Below are 21,183 nucleotides of genomic sequence, written 5' to 3'. Positions count from 1 at the left end.
ACACTTATGAAAGTAAAAATGCATATGCATGCACTTTTGATTCTGGGGTTATCCTTTCAACTCCAGCATCCGGTAGATTCTTTTGCAAAAGAAAGTGCGGCTATAAAGTCCTCTCCTCCTGTTTTTTCTGCTTACCAGACTACATTAAGAGGAAAGGTTGTCAACGAAAAAGGAGAAGGGATTGCCGGAGTTACGATCAAAAACCTGAGCACTAACCTTACGGTACAATCTTCAGCTGACGGCACATTCAGCATTCAGGGAAAAGTATCCGATAAACTGGCCTTTACCTATGTAGGCTATGATGCCCTCCAATATACGGTATCAGATACGGGCCCTATGACCATCACTTTGTCCAATTCCAGCGTTGTTCTGGAAGACATTACCATTACAGGTTATACAAGCTATTCGAAGAAGCTTTCCAGTAATGTGGCCACGACCATTCAGGCTAAAGCCATTGAACAGGTGCCTATGGCTTCTCTGGATCAGGTATTACAGGGACGTGTACCGGGAATGAGTGTACTGGCCAGTTCGGGACAGCCCGGAGCCAATGCCAGTGTGATTATCCGTGGTGTAGGGAGTATCAACGGAGTAACAACCCCTTTGTATGTGGTGGATGGTATTCCAATTTCCGCATCGGAGCTCAAAAATTATAATTCCAATGATTTTGAGAACGTAACCGTTTTACGTGATGCTTCTGCGAAGTCACTGTACGGATCAAGGGGGTCTAACGGAGTTATCGTTATTACGACCAAGAAAGGAAAAGCAGGCGGATTATCTGTTAATTACACCTCTCAATATGGAGTTTCCAAACTAACCCGTCCGAAATTTCAGATGATGAACAGTGAACAACGTCTGCGTTTTGAGGAAGAGGTGGGGCTTGAGATGGATGATGATATCGGCCCGGGCTGGACATATTCTTCCAAAAATCCGGCTAATGCCAACTGGACACCTGCAGAAGCTGCCAATGCCGGCCGTATTCTGGATAGTCTCCGCGGACTGAATGTAGACTGGAGAGATTATTTCTTTCAGACCGGAAAATTCATGGAACAACAGGCGAGTCTGAGTGGCGGAAATGAAAATGTACGTTTCTTTAATAGTGTGGGATACTATAAACAGGATGGTGTAGCTGTACGCTCTGGTCTGGAAAGGTATACCCTTCGCAGTAATGTAGATTTTAATATGAACAAATTTTCCGGAGGTGTAAATGTAACTATTGGCTATTCCAACTCCAGCTTCACAGAAGGTGTAGGCGAAAGCAGAGTCGGATCATCTATGGCTTCCGTATTTTATGCATTGCCTTATGAATACCCTTACGCTCCCGACGGCACATTGATTCACTTTGGAAATGAAGATGACTATAATATTCTTGATCAGCGCGAAGGAAGTGCCGGTCTGGAACGTTTGCTCAATTCAAGCAGCAAAAGCGAACTGTTCAGCACCAATATAGGGATGAATCTGGCGTATCAGATTACACCACAACTAAGAGCCCATACCCGTCTGGGAATTGACTATAAAAATACAGTAACACAAGATTATATTAATCCGGATTCATACTACGGGTCGCGTAACCGTGCACCTACCATTGGCGGGAAAGGCTTGTTCGGAGAAGGATATGCCCGAACTACCAGTCTTATTTCCACATCCGGACTGACTTATCAGAACACGTTTGCAGACGAGCATAATGTAGAGTTTTCCGGATATTTCGAATATTTGTATGATCGCTATCGCGCATTTGGTTATCAGGGATACGGTATAGATGGGCGGCAACCCGAAACTCCTGCAGGAGTCAACGTCAGCGCTGTCTTTCTTCCGGGAATAAACGGAGGACGTACCAGAAGTGCATTAACGTCCTTTTTAGGTGCTGGAAGATACTCGTACGCTAATAAATATTCACTGACCGCCAGTTACCGTTATGACGGATCTACAAAAGTAGCTAGAGAAAACCGCTGGCATGGATTCTATTCGGTTGGAGCCAACTGGAATGTAAAAGGAGAAGATTTTTTACAGGGTAGCACGCTTATACAAGGACTGAATATACGGGCAAGTTACGGTACTACAGCCAGTCAGTTTGCAAGTGATTTCTTATATCTGGCGACCTATCTGACGGATATTTCTTATGGAGGAGAAACCGCCATCCGTCCTGCCACAGCCGGGAATCCTCAATTTGACTGGGAGTACGTAGATGAATTCAATGCCGGATTTGATCTGGAGTTGTTTCCAAAGAAAAGGCTGAGAATTTCTGCTGACTATTATAATAAGCTCACCAGAAATATGTTTATTGACCAGCCACCTTCTTTAACATCTGGGTTTGATATCCTTTCACTTAGTTCCGGAAAGATGAGAAATCGTGGGGTGGAGTTCAGTGTTCAGGGAGATGTCATCAATAAAGATGACTTCGGTTTTACCCTGGGTGTAAACGGAGCTTATAATAAAAATAAAATTTTGTTTATATCTGATGTAACGGATGAAATGCTTGACGGAGATACCCGTATCTTAAAAGTAGGCATGCCTTATGGTACATATTATGCTCCTGAATGGGCGGGTGTCAATCCGGATACAGGAGAACCACAATATTACAATCGGGACGGTTCTATTACCACTACTTATGATGAGTCCTCTCAAAGTGTCACCAAGTCCGGCACGTTATACCCTTCATTTATCGGAGGATTTACCACCGGATTACGTTGGAAAGACCTGACATTGGATGCCTTATTCTCTTTTGTGACGAATGTACAACGCTGGAATAATGAAGATTTCTACAATGAAAACGCAGATTATATGACCAGTAATCAATCTATACGCATGTTGGAAAACCGGTGGAAAAAAGCCGGAGATCAGGCCATCTTACAACGTATAGATATCCCGAGACAATATACATCCAAGGATATACAAGATGCATCCTTTCTCCGTCTTCGTAATGTCAATCTGAGTTACAACCTGCCACAGTCAGCCTTGTCTAAAATCGGTTTTGTAAAAGGGGTACGGATATTTTTTCAGGGACAAAATCTACTTACCTGGACTTCATGGAGAGGTCTGGATCCTGAGAACAGTGAAGCCAGAGGCCGCTTCCAATATCCTGCACCAAGAACATATACTGCTGGTTTAAATGTTAAATTCTAAGATCATGAAAAGAAATATAATGTTATTCAAAAAAATAGTTTGGACAATCATCCTTCCGGTAAGTTTGCTTTCTTTTCTTGCCTGTAACGAACTGGATATCAAACCAACAGACGGCATAGATCCGGACAAGGCATTTCGCAATCTGGAAGATATAGACATGGGTATAAAAGGTGCCTATGCTGCCATAGATTATACTTTAATAGAAAATAATGTCACAGTCTCTGATGAAGCCATTATGCCTGCGGAAAACGTAGTTAGCAATACCAATGCCTATCGCTGGCTATATACAGCCAGCAGTAGTTCTGTAACAAGTGCTTTTAGGGAATACTATATTGTCATTGACAGAACGAACCGTGTTTTGACCGGATTAGAAAAACTTACGAATGTAGATGAAACTAAAAAAGGGCATTATAGAGGTGAGTTACTGGCTATCCGGGCTTATGCACATCTGGAACTGTTAAGAGCTTTTTCAGGTGGATATGAACCCGCTAATCTGGCAATTCCTTATATGCTGGAATCCAAAATCAGCTATCCTGCCCGGAATACGGTACAGGAAGTGGTCAATTTTGTAAAAACCGATTTAAATGAAGCACTCAGTCTGATCGGAGATGAAGCATCTGTAAGCCGGATATCCAAACCTGCTGTTTATGCAATTCTGGCCCGTACCGCCTTATACAGCAAAGACTGGCCTTTAGCGATATCCGCTTCTACAGCCGCAATCAATGCCAAACCTTTGGCTTCCCAACAAAACTTTGCCAGAATATGGACCGATCAGTCAGAAGATGAAGTTATCTGGTCTTTAAAGAAGTCTGAAGCCAGTGACTCCAGAATCGGAAGTTTTCTGTTCAGAGAAGACGGTGGGATTGCTTTATTTGCACCTTCCAGTAAACTGTTAAATTTATTTGACAAGGACAATGATATCCGTTATTCGAGTTATATCACATATGATCCCGACAGAGGTGCAGGAAAATCTCCGTATTTAATCAAAAAATATGTTGGTCGTAGTTCTGATGCTCCTGGACTGACTAATATCAAGCTTTTCCGGACAGGCGAAATGTACCTGATACGGGCAGAGGCATATGCCGAAACACCAAACCAATTGTTAGGTACTGCAGATCTGAATCAGCTTCGCAAATCCAGAATTACCGGTTATACTGACCAGACATTTGCAGATAAAGAAGCACTGATACGTGAGATCTATACGGAACGCTACAAAGAACTGGCTTACGAAGGACACCGCTTCTTTGACCTGAAGCGTAGAAATCTGCCTGTACAACGTTCGGCACAGGATGCAGTTAATACATCCGGAGCATTAACATTAGAGTCCGGTAAAGCTCAGTACAACTTCCCGATCCCGGCAACAGAAATGTCGGTCAACAAAAATATGATTCAAAATCCGAATTATTCAAATTAGCAGCTCAACTTATATAACATGAAAAGAACAATAATGATCCTACTGTTGATTGGTACTACTTTGGTTGCATTCAAAAATGCATCTGATCCACCTCTCCGAACATCAAATCCTGATAAAACCTATGTTTTGGCTATCCACGGCGGTGCAGGCACTATTCTGCGATCCAATATGACTCCGGAGATGGAAAAAGCATACAAAGATGCACTGACCCTGGCCTTACAAAAAGGATACGAGCAGATCAAAAATGGCAAATCAAGTCTTGATGCAGTAGAACAGGCTATTCATGTTATGGAAGACTCTCCCTTATTTAATGCAGGGAAAGGGGCTGTATTTACCAATGACGGCAAAAACGAACTGGATGCCTCCATTATGAATGGAAAAACACTGGAAGCCGGAGCTGTAGCCGGAGTGACAACTATCAAAAATCCGATCAGCGCTGCCCGTGCAGTAATGGAAAAATCCGAACATGTCATGATGGTAGGAAAAGGTGCAGAACTATTTGCCAAACAAGCTGGCATTGAAATAGTAGATCCTTCTTATTTCTGGACAAAAATGAGATGGGATGCCCTGCAAAAAATCAAAAAAGAGGACAGCACTAAAGTACAACTGGATCACGATCAGAAACAGAGCCAACGTCTGGGTATAGTTAACAAAGATTCCAAATTTGGGACTGTCGGCTGTGTGGCGCTCGATAAAAACGGAAATCTGGCAGCCGGGACTTCTACGGGTGGAATGACCAATAAGAAGTTTGGCCGTGTGGGAGATTCTCCGATCATTGGCGCCGGAACTTATGCCAACAACGCGACTGTAGCCGTTTCCTGCACCGGATGGGGGGAATATTATATTCGTAATGTAGCTGCCTATACGGTATCTGCTTTAATGGAATATAAACAGGAGCCGGTCAAAATCGCGAGTCAGATAGTAATCGATAATATTGGGAAAATGGGAGGCGACGGTGGCCTGATTGCATTAGATAAATCGGGCAATCTTGCTATGCCTTTTAATACAGAAGGTATGTACCGTGGTATGGTCACTGCAGATGGTCAGATCGAAATATATATTTATAAGTAACTATGAAATTAAAATTTACTAAGGCACTCCTGATCATTGGTCTGGGGTGCTTATCCTTATCCTCTTTTGCAAAAGAAACGAAAGAGCCCAAAGGCTCTCTGTTTATTATCGGAGGCGGTGCTAAAGACCAGCAGCTGATCCGCAGCATGGTAGATGCAGCAGCATTATCAGCCAGTGATTATATTATGATACTTCCTATGGCCAGTACTGTAGCAGATGCTTCTGTAGCCGATATAAGAGAACAGTTGCAGGAAGTAACTGATCATAAAATAACAGCTATAAATTTTTCTAAATCGGATGCATCAGATCTCAGACTGGTAGATTCGGTCAGAAAAGCAAAACTCATATATATAACCGGAGGTGATCAGAACAGATTCATGGCCGTAGTCGAGCACTCTCCTTTATTTGATGCTATTCACAGCGCATATCAGCAAGGAGCCTGTATTGCAGGTACAAGTGCGGGAGCAGCAATCATGAGTGATCAGATGATTACCGGTGAGCAAGCACAGGATTCTACTTATCGGGCTACCTTTAACCGGTTGAACAAAGATAATTTAGTCACTGCAAAAGGTATGGGCCTCATACGCACAGCTATTATTGATCAGCATTTTATTAAGAGAAGCCGTTACAACAGGTTATTTTCAGCTTTAGCCGAACATCCGGATAAGGTATGTATCGGTATAGATGAGAGTACAGCGATTCTCATTCACAATAAAAAAGCAAAAGTCGTAGGTCAGTTTCAGGTTGTAGTGGCCAGCAATCCGGTCAAACTTGAAGTCAACAAGGAAGGCAGGATTATCTGGGATGATATCCGGCTCAGTATTTACGATAACGGAAAAACGTTTCCTATACAATAAAGCAACCGGCAGAAAGAGGATTATTTATGCTTTTTGGCAGGTATCTCTCTTACTTCATCGTCAAATAAGATACGAACCGAAGGGGTGTATGTATCCTCATTCTGCCCTGTCTTGTGTGCCCAGAAAAAAGCTCCTAAGAAGATCAATGCTACAAAAATGCTGCATCCGATCAGAAAAAATATTATACTCATATCTGTATTTTTTAAAAACCTATCTGCCCTTCTGGCATCTCTCCTTAAAAAAGAGAGAATTAGTATAACAGCACGCAGGGTACCTTTATCAACTATATTAACCTTTTCAACTTATTTACAACTTCTCTGTCCTACAGCGATTTAATTCCATTGCGTTTGCTGGTGTCCCCACCAGCAATTCAGAATGCTAAAGTAGCTTTTTGCGTATGGCGTAATAACGTGTCATCAGACTCGTAAATGAAATAATAGTCACCGTACTTATAGGCATTAAAATAGCAGCAAAGAGAGGTGACATAGTTCCTTGTACTGCAAAACTCAGCCCAATTATATTGTATGTCAAAGAAATCACAAAACTCATATGAATTACCTTAACAGCATCTTTTGCAAAGGAGAAGAATTTTGGTAATTTTTCAAATGCTTCTCCATCTAATATCGCATCACAACCCGGAGAAAAATTATTGATATCATCACTTACTGCAATCCCAAGATTAGCTTTTCTTAATGCGCCGGCATCGTTAAGTCCGTCTCCTAACATACACACTGATTTTCCCTGATGCTGCCATTTTTCTATAGCAGACAATTTATCCACAGGGCTCTGATTGAACAACAATGTTGCTCGTACAGGAAAGATTAGTTTCAGACTGTCTGAACGCCTGTCATTGTCTCCGGATAACAGATGTAGTTCATATTTTTGCTCTAATGTATTTACCAATGTAGTCAATCCGGGCCTCCAGGATTGTTCCAATGTAAAGCAGCCTTTGACTATCCCGTTGACCATTACATACACAGCTGATCCTTTTTCTTCGCGATGTCTGATTTCCAGAAAAGATGCACTTCCCACCATAAACGCAAATTCACCGGTAACTGCCTGTATGCCCTTCCCTGGGATTTCTGCGTAATAATCTAACGGAACAGAACTACTGACACCCAACCAGCGAACGATTTCACGGCTAAGGGGATGGCTGGAATTGCGACAGACAGATGAAAGCATCACCTGTTCATCTTTACTTAATGATCCTTCGTAAAACAGAGAAGACTTTGTAGGGGAAGAGATAGTACCTGTTTTATCAAATACAACTGTATCTATAGCTGCCATCTGCTCAATAGCTCCGGTATTCTTAATGTAGAACTTGTTTTTGTCAAATATACTCAGGGCGGCCGAAAGTGTAAAAGGTGAGCTTAAAGCCAGTGCACACGGACATGCAATAATAAGCACAGCGGTAAATGCACCCCATGCACGAGTGGCCTCGCCACCTGTCAGCCAGATGACTGAAGACACCAGTGCTATTAACAATAGACCTAAAGTGAAATATTTGCTGATAAACCCAATAAATGTATCAAACTGCTTGTCGTATGCTTTAAAACTTTCATTATTCCACAGTTTCGTCAGATAACTCTGAGATACGGGTTTCACCACCTCCAGTTCAATTGCTTCCGCCATTTGTCGCCCTCCCGCATAGACTACTTCTCCCAACACTTTGCTCACTTCTTTTGATTCTCCTGTCACAAAACTAAAATCCACAGAAGCCTGTCCTTTCAGCAGGATCGCATCTGCAGGGATAATTTCATTATTACGAACCAAAATACGATCTCCCACTTTCAGATCGCCGATAGGTGTGGGTTTATCTCCATCATTGGAAATTACTGTCACTGCTACCGGAAAATAAGAACGGTAATCCCGCTCGAATGATATATGATAGTAGGTCCTTTGCTGTACCCACTTTCCGATCAGAATAAAAAACACTAAACTACATAAGGTATCTCCAAACCCCGGTCCCGAAACCGTCAGCACTTCAATAGCAGTGCGCAGAAACAACACAAAAATACCCAGAGCCAGCGGAACATCCAGATTCAACCGCTTTTGTTTCAGACTTAACCAGGCGGAACGAAAGTAATCAGATGCACTATACAACAATACCGGAAGTGTAAACATAAGGTTCATATATCCGAAAAAAGCAGAATAACTCTTCTCAAAAGACGCCATTCCAAAATACTCCGGGAAACTAAGCATCATGGAATTGCCAAAACAAAAGCCGGCAACTGCTATTTTCCGAACCAGATTATCCTGATTAAGTTTCTGTCCTTCTTTTACCACATCCTGAAGCGTGATCTTCGGTTCGTATCCGATATCTGTCAGCAATGTCACCATTGCCCGAAGCGATATCTCCCGGTGCTTAAATTTGATAGTCGCCTGCTTCTTCATAAAATCTACCTGTGAAGAAACAATTGCAGGATTAAGTTTATACAGATGTTCGAGTAACCAGATACAGGAACTACAGTGAATTACCGGAATATATACAGTAATGATTGCAAGTTGATCATCTTTATAATCCAGCAGCTTTGCAGCGATCTCTTCTTCATCCAGATAGCTGAGATCCACACGTTTTGTTTTATTTGACTTGCCGGGATGTGCATTATAGCGATAGTAACTTTCCAGATTATTTGAACTTAATATCTGATAAACGGTCTGACACCCGAGACAGCAAAAATCATGATCATCCAAATGAAATCCAGCCACTTCGACCTGGTCGCCACAATGAAAACACGTTTCCTTTACACCGATATTATACTTCGTTTCCATTACTATATTGCCTGGCTGAATAATCGGGTTTGTTCTTTTGTCTGTTGCAGACGCTCATCAAAAGCCATACAGATATTACGTAAAAAAGATTTTCCGGTTTCTGTGATACGTACATTATCTGCTCCCATAGTCAGTAAACCATCCAGAAACATAGGTTCCAGGCGCTCTTTGATCTTTGTATTAAGTCTAAAACCCCTTTCAAACTCCATCTCTCCTCTACACATCATATGTAAGATATATCTTCTCAATATCTCATCCTCCCCGGTCAATAAATGTCCTTTTACAACAGGCAATTTTCCTTCTGCGATTAATCGGTGGTATTCTTCTACCGTCTTGACATTCTGAGCAAATCCTGTCCAGGCATCACTGATAGAAGACACCCCTAATCCAATCATTAACGGGGTATAGCGATCGGCATATCCCATAAAATTACGGTGTAATCTACCCGCACGTGAGGCCAGAAACAATTCATCATCAGGTCTTGCAAAATGATCCATCCCAACATCTTCATACCCCTCTTGTCCAATCATCTGTTTACCCAGCTTATACAGTCTGAGTTTACTTTCACCCTCAGGCAAATCCATTTCCGTAAACCTGCGCTGACCGGGTTTGATCCACGGCACATGAGCATAGCTGTAAAAGGATATACGATCAGGCTGCATTTCCAATGCTTTATCTATAGTCTCTGTAATCGTACTTTCGGTCTGAAACGGAAGACCATATATCAGATCAAAGTTGATGGAAGTATATCCAATCGCTCGCGCCTGCGCAACCACACGCTCAACATCTTCAACTGTTTGCAACCTATTGATCACGAATTGCACTTTAGCATCAAAATCCTGTATACCCAAACTTAAACGTCTAAAACCCAATCTATAAAGCGTTTTCAGATGACTTTCAGTTGTATTCGCAGGATGGGCTTCAAAAGAGAAAGAAGCATCTTCAGCACAGGTATTACCATCCAGAATACCTGTTATCAACCGTTCCAGATTGGCTGGCTGAAAAAAGGTAGGAGTTCCTCCGCCTAGATGTATTTCACTGATTTTTACAGCAGTATCTTCTAATAACTGTTTGTACATAGCCCACTCCTTCAGTACAGCGGTAATGTAAGGATCTTCAACTTTATGATTTTTAGTAATACGGGTATTACAGCCGCAATAGGTGCATAAATCTTCACAAAAGGGCAGGTGAATATAGATACTTACTCCATTCCCTGTTGAGCTTGCATAGGTTTGCTTTACCCGTTCTTCCCATTCGGGCGTATTAAATCTGTCATTCTCCCAAAACGGAACTGTAGGGTAACTTGTGTAGCGGGGTGCTGCCACATTATATTTACGGATTAGGTGTTCTATGTTTTTATTCTCCATCTTTCAGATGTTTAGATTTATCTTCCAGGGCAGCACAGTCATTGGCACAGCAACATGCCCTCCCGACACATTTGCCATTTTCCCATAGATTAAGGTTGCGGATTGTCTGCCTGGCAACACCTTCAATGGTTTGATTCTCGTAAGGTGTATTGGCTATTTTAATATTGAGAAGACTGGCTTCTTCTGTATCAATATGCAAAGTCCCGATAGATCTGGTAATTAAATACTGAACGCCAAGCGATTTGAGTTCACGCAAAATATTTTTATCAAGAATATCGTCGTCCGACACGATGATCGCTTTTTTTCCAATAGCATAATGTACAGTACTGTAATTCAATTCATTGCATATCAAAGTCAGATCGTGCAACTTTCCATTTGCAAGGACCAATATCTCTTTCTCTTCAGGCTTAATATTATAGGCAACGACTTTCATGTAATATCTTCTCCATTTATTCGATAACGCAAAACAAATTTAAGTTTTATACATACCCTCCTTCGTGAAGGCTATCAAGTAAAGAAGTGATATTCATCACTATATCACAAAAAAAAGGAGGGGCTTTCTGCGCGAAAACCTCTCCTCTTTCTATATTAATATCTGATTACTGTTTAATCTTTCTCAATTTTTCTACCGAAAAGATCCGGATTGCATTGCCCTCTTTTTTGATCAGTTTTTCATCTTTAAAATCAGCCAGCATCCTGCTGATGGTTTCATTGGCTGTACCTGCCAATGCGGCAAGATCATCTCTTGAGATACGGATAAGATACTCATCTTCATGTTCAGCTTCGGATTTTTCGGCTACATCTACCAAAGCATTTGCCACACGTTTACGAACAGAATCGTAAGCCAGTTCCAAAAGTTTCTCTTCTTTTTCTCTGATATTTCCGGACAACAGTTTGATAAACTTACCCGTAACAGCCGGTTTCCGATACAGCAGTTCAAAGAAATCATCTTTTGCAATCAATGCCACTTCCGAATCTTCCAGTGCAGATGCATTATCATTGTACTTTTCATTCAACAATACTGACTCATATCCGAAGAAACTGCGATCTACATGTATATCGGTAGAAAGTTCGCGTCCATCCATATAGTACAGAAAACTTCTTATTCTACCTTTAATAAGATAGTAAACAAAAATAGGATTGTCTCCTGATTCATAGATAGCCTGCTTCTTTTTAAAGAGTTTTACTCTGGAGGATTCGATAAGATCCTTTAAGAGTATCTGTTGTTCTTCATCACTCAACTGCAATCCATCCGGTCCGGGTGCAGTCTTAGCAACCAGTTGCCCTCTTTTACGCAGCCGGCTCTCAATAGCGTTTAAGAGTTCCAGATCATCAAATGGTTTGGTGAGATAATCATCAGCCCCCATTTCCATAGCCTTGCGCATATCTACACGCTCGCTTTTGGCGGTTAGAAAAACAAAAGGAATTGTAGCCGTTTCTTCATGTTTACTCAACATGTAAAGGACACCATAGCCATCCAGTTCGGGCATCATGATATCACAAAGTATCAAATCCGGCAAATGTTTCATAGCAAGGTCGACACCGATCTTACCATTTTCGGCAGTGATGATATTATAGTTTCCTGTCAATTCGAGTATTTCAGCTGTACCTTCCCGAATTTCAAAGTTATCTTCAATAATTAAGATATTTTTCTTATCCATTTTATTAATTATTGTTCAAAAGTGAGTAAAAAAGATGTTCCTTCATTTATAACAGATCTGTACACCAGATTTCCGCCAAGCAATTCGACATATCGTCTCACAATATTCAGTCCCAATCCTGTTCCCGGTATATTGCCGGTATTATGTGCCCGGAAAAAAGGTTCAAACAGATTGACCTGATCTTCCTCCGGAATACCGATACCGTTATCTTTGATACTTACCGTACAGATATTTCCTTGAATCATGGTACTGAATTCAATAAACGTATCTTCACCTGAATATTTCACGGCGTTGGAGATAAGATTGATCGCTATACTTTTCCATAAATGTGCATCCATCATAAACTCTGCTTCCGTACCGGTATGTTCATATACGATATGCTGATTTTTCTTACAGATCATCTGCATCTCTTCTGTGATTTCTTCCGCAAGTGTGACCAGATTGATGCGTTCTTTCTGTACAGCCACCACACCTGCTTCCAGCTTTTCCAGTGAAAGGAAATCATTCAGAATATTGGTCAGTAGTTGAACGGATCCTTTGATACGTGAAGTATGCTTACGTACATTCAGAAAATCCGGTTTCTCTATATACTTTTCAATAAGAGAAGCTGACAACTGGATCGAACTCAAAGGTGTTCTGAATTCATGGGAAGCCATAGACACAAAGCGTGACTTCATCTGTCCAAGTTCTTTTTCCTTTTCCAGCGAATTACTCACCTCAGCTTTTGCCTTTTCAAGCTCAGAAACCGTCTTTATCAGATCTTTGGTGCGTTCACGTATTCGCTGTTCCAGTTCCAGAGCATGCTTCAGAAGTTTATCTTCAGCAGCCTTTTCTTTGGAGAGGTCATGAATAAATCCTGTAAATACATTCTTATGCTCGTAGAATACTTCGCTTACAGCTAACCGGAATGGAAAGGTACTGCCATCCTTGCGTCGGCCCAGCACTTCTCTTCCGATTCCGATGATTTTCTTTTGACCAGTCTCCTTATAATTATGAATATAACTATCATGATTACTGCGGTCGGGCTCAGGCATCAATATGGAAATATTATGACCGATCACCTCTTCCGGTGAATAACCAAATAGACTGGAAGCTGCAGGATTAATACTCTCTACTATTCCTTTATTATCAATCGTAATAATACCATCAATGGCATGATCAATGATTGCTTTTAATAATTTTGCTGCTTCCACTTTTTATTATTTTACCAACTTTTTATATTTCACACGTTTCGGTGCAATATCTCCCAGTCTCTTCTTGCGATTCTCTTCGTATTCGCTGTAGTTACCCTCAAAGAAATAGGCTTGAGAGTCTCCTTCAAAAGCGAGAATATGTGTACAAATACGATCCAGGAACCATCTGTCGTGGGAAATCACAACGGCACATCCACCGAAATTCTCCAGTCCTTCTTCCAGTGCACGCAGTGTATTGACATCGATATCATTGGTCGGCTCATCGAGCAACAGTACATTAGAACTTTTCTTTAATGTAATAGCCAGATGTACGCGGTTACGCTCACCTCCGGAAAGTACACCAACATTTTTTTGCTGATCAGCACCGTTAAAATTGAACTTGGAAACATAGGCTCGTGAGTTTACCGGACGATTGCCCAATAAAATATTGTCATTGCCATCCGTGATATTTTCCCATACTGATTTATTAGGATCCAGGTCATTGTGCATCTGATCCACATAACCTAATACAACTGTTTCTCCTACTTTGAATGTACCTGTATCCGGACTCTCCTGCCCTGTGATCAATCTGAATAAGGTAGTTTTACCGACCCCGTTTGGACCTATAATACCCACAATACCTGCTGGAGGCAAGGAGAAGCTCAGATTTTCAAATAAGATACGGTCTCCGTAAGATTTAGAGATATTGTTTGCTTCTATAACGACATTTCCAAGACGCGGTCCCGGAGGGATAAAAAGCTCCAGTTTTTCTTCACGTTCTTTTGTTTCTTCAGAAGCCAGTTTTTCATAATTATGAAGGCGGGCCTTAGATTTGGCATGACGGGCTTTAGGAGCCATACGCACCCATTCCAGCTCACGCTCCAATGTTTTCTGACGTTTAGATTCTGTTTTTTCTTCCTGTGCCAGACGTTTAGCTTTCTGATCCAGCCATGAAGAATAATTTCCTTTCCACGGAATACCTTCTCCACGATCCAGCTCAAGAATCCATCCTGCAACGTTATCCAGGAAGTAACGGTCGTGCGTCACGGCAATGACAGTACCTTTATATTGTTGTAAATGTTGTTCTAACCAGTCAATAGACTCTGCATCGAGGTGGTTGGTAGGCTCATCCAGTAATAATACATCAGGTTCCTGCAGTAATAAGCGACATAGTGCCACTCTTCTGCGCTCTCCTCCTGACAAATTGGCAATTTTAGCTTCCGGTTCCGGACAACGAAGTGCATCCATAGCACGCTCCAGTTTGGAATCTAACTCCCAGGCATTTGTAGCATCAATTTTATCCTGCAATTCTCCTTGTCTCGCCAGCAGCTTATCCATTTCATCTGCATTTTCATATACCTCAGGCAGACCAAATTTGTCATTGATTTCTTCGTATTCCTTTAATATGGCTGTAATCTCAGCTACTCCCTCTTCAACGATTTCACGAACAGTCTTTTCTGTATCCAATTCGGGTTCCTGAGCAAGATAGCCTACAGAATAACCCGGAGAGAAAACAACCTCACCCTGAAAGGATTTGTCAAGACCGGCAATGATTTTTAGGAGAGAAGATTTTCCGGATCCATTGAGACCGATAACACCGATCTTGGCACCATAAAAGAAGGATAAGTATATATTTTTTAAAACTTGTTTTTGAGGTGGGTAAATCTTGTTTACACCAGCCATCGAAAAGATAATTTTTTCGTCAGACATATTTATTTTTGTAACTGTTTTGTAAACAAAGATAAATAATCCGGCCGATAAACTGACATTTTGCTACATTTAGGCATATGGCGTAATTGTTGATAAGAATATTAAAATTAGCGTAAGATTTTTGGATATATATTTCTACATTTATAATATCCTTAATTCTAACCCCAAAACAGAAAGGTAAAACTACATGGAAGCAAAATTTTCACCACGCGTAAAGGATGTGATTTCCTACAGTCGAGAAGAAGCATTACGCCTTCGTCATGATTATATTGGCACAGAGCATCTTTTGCTTGGTCTGATTCGTGAGGGAGATGGAGTGGCGATTAAGATTTTGAAAAATATCGGTATCGATACTGCAGCCTTGCGTCAGTCTATTGAGGATGCAGTAAAGGGTTCTTCGGTGTCGCGTGCACCCATTGGCAATATGCCATTAACCAAACAAGCAGAAAAAGTACTAAAAATCACATACTTAGAAGCAAAAATATTTAAAAGTGATATCATCGGAACTGAGCATCTGATGTTGGCGATCCTGCGTGATGATGAGAATATCGCTTCGCAGATCCTTCAGCAATATCAGATATCATATGATGTCTTCAAAAGTGAAGTGGAACAGAATAAAACCACGATTACGGATGAAGCTCCGGGATCATCTGCCGGCGGAGAGGATGAATATCCTGAAGAGGAACAATTCAATCAGCCTAAGAAGGTATCTGACATCAAATCCAAAACTCCGGTACTGGACAACTTCGGACGTGACCTTACAAAAGCTGCAGAAGAAGGTCGTCTGGATCCGATTGTAGGCCGTGAAAAAGAAATCGAACGCGTGTCGCAGATTTTATCGCGTCGTAAAAAGAACAATCCGCTGCTGATCGGTGAGCCGGGTGTCGGTAAATCTGCTATCGCAGAAGGTCTGGCACTTCGTATTATTCAACGTAAAGTATCCCGTGTACTATTCAACAAACGTGTCGTTACATTAGATCTGGCATCATTGGTAGCCGGTACTAAATATCGCGGACAGTTTGAAGAGCGTATGAAAGCGGTCATGAATGAGCTGGAAAAATCGCCTGATGTGATCTTATTTATAGATGAGATCCACACTATCGTGGGTGCCGGAGGAGCGTCCGGTTCACTGGATGCATCCAATATGTTCAAACCCGCCCTGGCAAGAGGTGAGATTCAATGTATCGGTGCGACTACTCTTGATGAGTATCGTCAGTACATCGAGAAAGATGGTGCTTTAGACCGTCGTTTTCAACGTGTCACTATCGAACCTGCAACTCATGATGAGACAGTAGAGATTCTGAACCGGATCAAAGAAAAATACGAAGAACATCACAATGTAAACTATACTCCTGAAGCGATCGAGGCCTGTGTGTCTCTGACAACCAGATATATTACAGATCGTTTCCTACCGGATAAAGCGATCGATGCACTGGATGAAGCAGGATCACGTGTCCACTTAAACAATATTCATGTTCCGCAATCCATTATCGATATCGAGCAGAAGATTGAAGAAGTGAAGATCGAGAAAAACAAAGTGGTACGCAGTCAGAAATATGAAGAGGCTGCAAAACTTCGTGATTCGGAGAAAAAATTACTCGAAGAGTTAGAACGTGAGAAAACAGCCTGGGAAGCAGAAACCAAAACGAAACGCTACGTCGTTACGGAAGATAATGTAGCTGAAGTCGTATCCATGATGACTGGTATTCCTGTACAACGGGTAAGCCAGACAGATAGTCAGAAGCTATTAAACATGGGTGAATCGATGAAAGGCCGTATCATCGGACAGGATGACGCTGTACAGAAACTGGTTAAAGCGATCCAACGCACACGTGCCGGACTGAAAGATCCGAAGAAACCTATCGGTTCCTTTATCTTCCTGGGTCCAACGGGTGTCGGTAAAACAGAGCTGGCAAAAGAACTTGCACGATTTATGTTTGATTCTGAAGATTCACTGATCCAGATCGACATGAGTGAGTATATGGAGAAATTTGCGGTATCCCGTTTGGTGGGAGCGCCTCCGGGATATGTAGGCTATGAAGAAGGTGGTCAGCTTACTGAAAAAGTACGTCGTAAACCTTATGCTGTAGTCTTACTTGATGAGATTGAAAAAGCTCACCCGGATGTATTCAACTTATTGTTACAGGTATTGGATGAAGGTCAGTTGACAGATAGTCTGGGACGTCGTGTAGATTTCCGTAATACGATTATTATTATGACTTCCAATATCGGAGCCCGTCAGTTGAAAGAATTTGGTCAGGGAGTAGGTTTTACTACTGCTGCGAAAAGTAATCAGGCAGATTCACATTCAAGAGGTGTGATCGAGACAGCCTTGAAACGTGCATTCGCTCCTGAATTCTTAAACCGTATCGATGATGTAATTGTTTTCAATTCGTTAACAAAAGAAAATATCTTCAAAATCATTGATATTGAATTGAGATCTCTGTTCGCACGTATAGAAGGATTGGGTTATAAAATTCAATTGACGGATACAGCTAAAGAATTCATTGCGGAGAAAGGGTACGACACCAATTTTGGAGCTCGTCCGCTGAAACGCGCTATTCAGAAATATCTGGAAGATCCGATTGCTGAAGAAATCCTGAAAGGAGAACTTCAGAGCGGAGCCACCTTGACAGTTGATCTGGATAAGGAGAAAAGTGAAATTACAGTTAAAGGCGAATCTCCGAAAGGAGGCAAAGACAAGCCAAAAGAATCTGATGTATCAAAAGACAATTAAGATTGTCACTAAATAAATAGAAAAGCACCGAAATACGCGGTGCTTTTCTATTGTGGCCAAATTTTTGCTTAAACACTTTAAACTTTTTTAACATTTCATTGTCTTAGTAACATAGATAACAAATATTAATTTTAAAACTCGCATAACATGAAAAGAATTCTATTAGCCCTATTAGTGATCGGCACGACAATTGGTTTGTCCAGCTGTACAAAAGAATATATTACCAACTCTCTGCCAGGAGTGAGTTATGTTCTAGCTGTTAAACAAGGAGATTGGCAGTTACAAAGTGGAACAGACAGATATAAAACTACTATCTCTATGCCTCAGTTAGATTCAAGATATTTTGAAGATGGCGATGTGAGTGTAGCTATATCTTACGATAACGACAAAACCGCATATAAACTTATTCCGGCTGTAATTCGCAATTATAGCTATGAAGCAAGTTACCGTGTAGGTAGTGTTGAAATTGAAGCGACAGAAGTTGGAACTAATCCAACTATTGTTCCTCCAGGCGACATGCTTGTCAAAATTGTTTTGACGGATGCTGAGATCGGTAACTAAGAATTACTGAATCCATAAAAAAATGCCTGCAAGATTATGTTGCAGGCATTTTTTTATGACGATTATTTTCAATAAATATTTCTTCAACCCTCAATCAATTCCGTTGCATGTTTGATTGCGGCTTCTCCCGGATTTGCTCCGCTCAGCATTTGAGCCACTTCAAGAACGCGTTCCTGCTGATTTAGCAGTACAATATTTGACTGTGTCTTGTCGCCGCTATCTTCCTTATATACTTTAAAATGACTCTTCCCTTTTGAAGCTATCTGCGGCAAGTGAGTAATGGCCAGTACCTGCATATGTGAGGCCAGGCGTTGCATAATCTCTCCTACTTTTAGCGCGACCTCTCCTGATATACCGGTATCGATCTCATCAAAGATAATGGTTGGCAGAGCTGTAGACCGGGCAATTAAAGATTTGATGGCAAGCATTACCCGTGAGAGTTCTCCTCCGGATGCGACCTTATGTATAGGTTGTAATTCCTGTCCTTTATTAGCTGAAAAAAGAAACTGTACGCTATCCTGTCCGGATTCTTTAAATTGCGTCTCATCGAGGGATTGCAGCTCAATATGCAATCTCGCATGCGGCATGCCTACTTCCGCAAGGACAGAAGCTACATGATCCTGAATCTGTGGTAATACATCTTGCCTGGATGCGGAGAGTTGACCCGCAAGATCTTTTAATGCCTGCAGAACAGATGTAAGCTGCTTTTCCAGCGTAATCAACAATTCTTCCTGTGAGGAAGCCGATATAATCTTACTTTCCAAATCATTACGCAAGGCTATAAGTTCTCCGATCTGCTCCACACGATGTTTCTTTTGGAGTGTGTAAATGATATTCAACCGATCATTGACTGCATCCAGACGCGACTCGTCCAGTACGACTGTCTGTTCCAGTCCTTCGATTTCATTAACGATATCCTTGAGTTCAATATGTGTACTCTGTAGTCTGTTGAAAAGATCTTCTGAAGCGGGCATATATTTTTCAATATGTTGCAGCTGTACCAATGCATCTTTAATCAAAGAAACGGCATTAGCTTCCTGTTCAGTCAGATAATTAACTGCGCTCAGCAATCCTCTTTTTATCTCCTCCGCATTCTCCAGCTGCTGCTGTTCTTCTTCAAGTCTGATCTGCTCTCCATCCTGCAGATTGGCCTGTTCCAGTTCATCAAATAAAAACTGGTGATAGTCCAGTTCAGCATTTGCATTTTTGATAGCTCCTTTAAGTTCCTCCAGTTTTTTCTTTGTAGCCCGGTATTCTTTAAATGTTTTTTCAAAAGCTATCTTTAATTCGGTATTGCCGGCAATACTGTCAATTACTAATAGCTGGAAAGCTTCAGTATTGATCTGTAATGTGGCATGCTGAGAATGTACATCGATCAATTGTTCTCCCAGGCTTTTCAATATGGCCAGATTGACAGGTGAATCATTGATAAAAGCACGTGATTTACCATCTACACTGATTTCTCTCCGAATGATAGTTTCGGTTTCATAGTCCATATCATGTTCATCAAAAAAAGATTGCAGATGATATGCGCCTATGTTGAAATATCCTTCGATAATACATTTTTGATCCTGATTGAAAAAGTATTTACCTTCGATACGGCTTCCCAATATGAGAGAAAGTGCTCCCATAATAATGGATTTACCGGCACCAGTTTCTCCGGTGATGATATTTAACCCTTTATCAAAGGAAATATCCAGCGTATCGATCAGCGCATAATTTCGAATATAAAGACGGCTCAGCATATATATAAGTCTAGATTCAAAAGTAAAAAATTAATATTTTGACGATAGTACAGCAAGTTCGTGGTCTGATATCCGGAGATCATCTGACTATTTTCGGATTTCTTCGTACTTAGTCGAATTTGCCGGATCCAGCTCCACCAGCAGGTTGTAGGCTTTTACGCCTTCATTACCGGGCATACGACTGAATATCCCTACAAACTCATTAGATTTGGCACTATAAAACGCAGATGTCAGAATATTACCGCTATTATTTCGGTCTACTTCTTTAAGCCTAGGAAGAAGTGCTCCCATTTCTGTACGTGCCTGTGGTTCATTTTCAGCCATTTTGTCCAATCCGTTTATATGGTAATTATAGGCAAAATCACGATATGCCACATAGCGGCGATCGGTCAGATTGGTGATCAGCCAGTACCGGTTATCAAAAGCATCCATAGAGCGCCAACCTACATAATCTCCATTTTGGGAATAATTGACAATATCTCTCGCGACAGAGAAATAAGTATTACCGCCGTATAACTTGAAAGAATCAGCATCCATTCCGATAATGACATTGGCATAAAATCCCAGCAAAGAAGCCAGATTACTCATATATTGATTCTCATTATAATCCAGAATATCCCCTTCTATATACGAGAAATTAAAATACTTGTCATTAAATGCCAGTATGGGACTGTTGTAATTCGTACCATACACAGGTCTTGAGGAAAAAACCTGCGCCGTTCCCTTGAATTCTTTGGAACCATCCCAGGAAGTAATCGTGATGACCAGTGCACCGTCTATACGTTCTTCGTTCTGCACTTTATTCGCAGTCCAGGCTCTGTTGTTTAAGAAGTCTGAAATTGCTTTCTGCAGGACTTCCAGAGCACGTTTATTTGTATTCTGTACCTGTGGAGACTGTACTTCTACACGAATATTGAGCTCCTGTGCGAAACTTCGTGTTATCAGCATACTCAACAAAAGAATACAGACTATTTTATACATAAGATTAATAAGTAA

The 21,183-nt window shown here is 41.3% G+C and carries 15 protein-coding genes; 6 read left to right on the top strand and 9 right to left on the bottom strand.

Features of this window, described 5'->3' with window-relative positions:
* Positions 1–6 precede the first annotated feature (6 nt).
* Genes HMPREF0766_RS02830 through HMPREF0766_RS02815 form a run of 4 tightly spaced genes read left to right on the top strand, consistent with a single transcriptional unit; the run spans position 7 to position 6,462 of the window.
* Positions 7–3,120, top strand: a complete 3,114-nt coding sequence (locus HMPREF0766_RS02830; RefSeq protein WP_002993504.1) for a SusC/RagA family TonB-linked outer membrane protein — start codon at positions 7–9, stop codon at positions 3,118–3,120.
* 4 nt (positions 3,121–3,124) lie between these two features.
* A complete protein-coding gene (locus HMPREF0766_RS02825) occupies positions 3,125–4,534 on the top strand; it encodes a RagB/SusD family nutrient uptake outer membrane protein (protein WP_236590556.1) in 1,410 nt (469 codons plus the stop codon).
* 18 nt (positions 4,535–4,552) lie between these two features.
* Positions 4,553–5,605, top strand: a complete 1,053-nt coding sequence (locus tag HMPREF0766_RS02820; RefSeq protein WP_002993501.1) for an isoaspartyl peptidase/L-asparaginase family protein — start codon at positions 4,553–4,555, stop codon at positions 5,603–5,605.
* Positions 5,606–5,607: 2 nt separating this feature from the next.
* The gene (locus tag HMPREF0766_RS02815) at positions 5,608–6,462 is read left to right on the top strand and encodes a cyanophycinase (RefSeq protein WP_002993499.1); all 855 of its coding nucleotides are present in this window, start codon (positions 5,608–5,610) and stop codon (positions 6,460–6,462) included.
* 20 nt (positions 6,463–6,482) lie between these two features.
* Here the strand turns inward: HMPREF0766_RS02815 and ccoS are convergent, their stop codons facing one another.
* The 7 genes from ccoS to ettA form a co-directional block, all read right to left on the bottom strand.
* Positions 6,483–6,653: a cbb3-type cytochrome oxidase assembly protein CcoS gene (gene ccoS / locus HMPREF0766_RS02810; protein WP_002993497.1), complete on the bottom strand. Its 171-nt coding sequence runs from the start codon at positions 6,651–6,653 to the stop codon at positions 6,483–6,485.
* 187 nt (positions 6,654–6,840) lie between these two features.
* Positions 6,841–9,234 carry a heavy metal translocating P-type ATPase gene (locus HMPREF0766_RS02805; RefSeq protein ID WP_002993495.1) on the bottom strand — a complete coding sequence of 798 codons (2,394 nt, stop codon included), beginning with the start codon at positions 9,232–9,234 and terminating at the stop codon, positions 6,841–6,843.
* Between the two features lie 2 nt (positions 9,235–9,236).
* Positions 9,237–10,601 (bottom strand): oxygen-independent coproporphyrinogen III oxidase, encoded by a 1,365-nt coding sequence (gene hemN, locus HMPREF0766_RS02800; protein ID WP_002993493.1) that lies wholly within the window; start codon positions 10,599–10,601, stop codon positions 9,237–9,239.
* Positions 10,591–11,034, bottom strand: coding sequence for a Rossmann-fold NAD(P)-binding domain-containing protein (locus HMPREF0766_RS02795; RefSeq protein WP_002993491.1), 444 nt, complete (start codon positions 11,032–11,034; stop codon positions 10,591–10,593). The genes hemN and HMPREF0766_RS02795 overlap by 11 nt, the downstream gene beginning before the upstream one ends.
* Before the next feature lie 166 nt (positions 11,035–11,200).
* Positions 11,201–12,262, bottom strand: a complete 1,062-nt coding sequence (locus tag HMPREF0766_RS02790) for a response regulator (protein WP_002993489.1) — start codon at positions 12,260–12,262, stop codon at positions 11,201–11,203.
* A gap of 8 nt (positions 12,263–12,270) precedes the next feature.
* Positions 12,271–13,455 (bottom strand): PAS domain-containing sensor histidine kinase, encoded by a 1,185-nt coding sequence (locus HMPREF0766_RS02785; protein WP_002993487.1) that lies wholly within the window; start codon positions 13,453–13,455, stop codon positions 12,271–12,273.
* 6 nt (positions 13,456–13,461) lie between these two features.
* Positions 13,462–15,144 (bottom strand): energy-dependent translational throttle protein EttA, encoded by a 1,683-nt coding sequence (gene ettA, locus HMPREF0766_RS02780; RefSeq protein WP_002993485.1) that lies wholly within the window; start codon positions 15,142–15,144, stop codon positions 13,462–13,464.
* 187 nt (positions 15,145–15,331) lie between these two features.
* Between ettA and HMPREF0766_RS02775 the strand changes: the two genes are divergently transcribed.
* Both HMPREF0766_RS02775 and HMPREF0766_RS02770 read left to right on the top strand, forming a co-directional pair.
* Entirely contained in the window at positions 15,332–17,881 is a 2,550-nt protein-coding gene (locus tag HMPREF0766_RS02775; protein ID WP_002993483.1) for an ATP-dependent Clp protease ATP-binding subunit, read from the top strand.
* Between the two features lie 147 nt (positions 17,882–18,028).
* Positions 18,029–18,442, top strand: coding sequence for a hypothetical protein (locus HMPREF0766_RS02770; RefSeq protein ID WP_002993481.1), 414 nt, complete (start codon positions 18,029–18,031; stop codon positions 18,440–18,442).
* An 83-nt stretch (positions 18,443–18,525) separates the two neighbouring features.
* On the opposite strand, the gene recN is transcribed toward HMPREF0766_RS02770, so the two are convergent.
* The gene (gene recN, locus HMPREF0766_RS02765; RefSeq protein ID WP_002993480.1) at positions 18,526–20,187 is read right to left on the bottom strand and encodes a DNA repair protein RecN; all 1,662 of its coding nucleotides are present in this window, start codon (positions 20,185–20,187) and stop codon (positions 18,526–18,528) included.
* Between the two features lie 87 nt (positions 20,188–20,274).
* Positions 20,275–21,168 carry a type IX secretion system protein PorD gene (porD, locus tag HMPREF0766_RS02760; RefSeq protein WP_002993479.1) on the bottom strand — a complete coding sequence of 298 codons (894 nt, stop codon included), beginning with the start codon at positions 21,166–21,168 and terminating at the stop codon, positions 20,275–20,277.
* Between the last annotated feature and the right edge of the window lie 15 nt (positions 21,169–21,183).

It is taken from the genome of Sphingobacterium spiritivorum ATCC 33861, from assembly GCF_000143765.1.
Classification (GTDB): Bacteria; Bacteroidota; Bacteroidia; order Sphingobacteriales; family Sphingobacteriaceae; genus Sphingobacterium; species Sphingobacterium spiritivorum.
Note: the sequence above shows the minus strand (reverse complement) of the source record. Positions and strands in the feature narration are given on the sequence as shown.

Coding starts and splice junctions, on each gene's coding strand:
- HMPREF0766_RS02805 (WP_002993495.1), bottom strand. CDS start 9,234: ATGGAAACGAAGTATAATATCGGTGTAAAGGAAACGTGTTTTCATTGT.
- ccoS (WP_002993497.1), bottom strand. CDS start 6,653: ATGAGTATAATATTTTTTCTGATCGGATGCAGCATTTTTGTAGCATTG.
- HMPREF0766_RS02795 (WP_002993491.1), bottom strand. CDS start 11,034: ATGAAAGTCGTTGCCTATAATATTAAGCCTGAAGAGAAAGAGATATTG.
- recN (WP_002993480.1), bottom strand. CDS start 20,187: ATGCTGAGCCGTCTTTATATTCGAAATTATGCGCTGATCGATACGCTG.
- HMPREF0766_RS02815 (WP_002993499.1), top strand. CDS start 5,608: ATGAAATTAAAATTTACTAAGGCACTCCTGATCATTGGTCTGGGGTGC.
- porD (WP_002993479.1), bottom strand. CDS start 21,168: ATGTATAAAATAGTCTGTATTCTTTTGTTGAGTATGCTGATAACACGA.
- HMPREF0766_RS02775 (WP_002993483.1), top strand. CDS start 15,332: ATGGAAGCAAAATTTTCACCACGCGTAAAGGATGTGATTTCCTACAGT.
- HMPREF0766_RS02770 (WP_002993481.1), top strand. CDS start 18,029: ATGAAAAGAATTCTATTAGCCCTATTAGTGATCGGCACGACAATTGGT.
- HMPREF0766_RS02825 (WP_236590556.1), top strand. CDS start 3,125: ATGAAAAGAAATATAATGTTATTCAAAAAAATAGTTTGGACAATCATC.
- ettA (WP_002993485.1), bottom strand. CDS start 15,144: ATGTCTGACGAAAAAATTATCTTTTCGATGGCTGGTGTAAACAAGATT.
- HMPREF0766_RS02790 (WP_002993489.1), bottom strand. CDS start 12,262: ATGGATAAGAAAAATATCTTAATTATTGAAGATAACTTTGAAATTCGG.
- hemN (WP_002993493.1), bottom strand. CDS start 10,601: ATGGAGAATAAAAACATAGAACACCTAATCCGTAAATATAATGTGGCA.
- HMPREF0766_RS02830 (WP_002993504.1), top strand. CDS start 7: ATGAAAGTAAAAATGCATATGCATGCACTTTTGATTCTGGGGTTATCC.
- HMPREF0766_RS02820 (WP_002993501.1), top strand. CDS start 4,553: ATGAAAAGAACAATAATGATCCTACTGTTGATTGGTACTACTTTGGTT.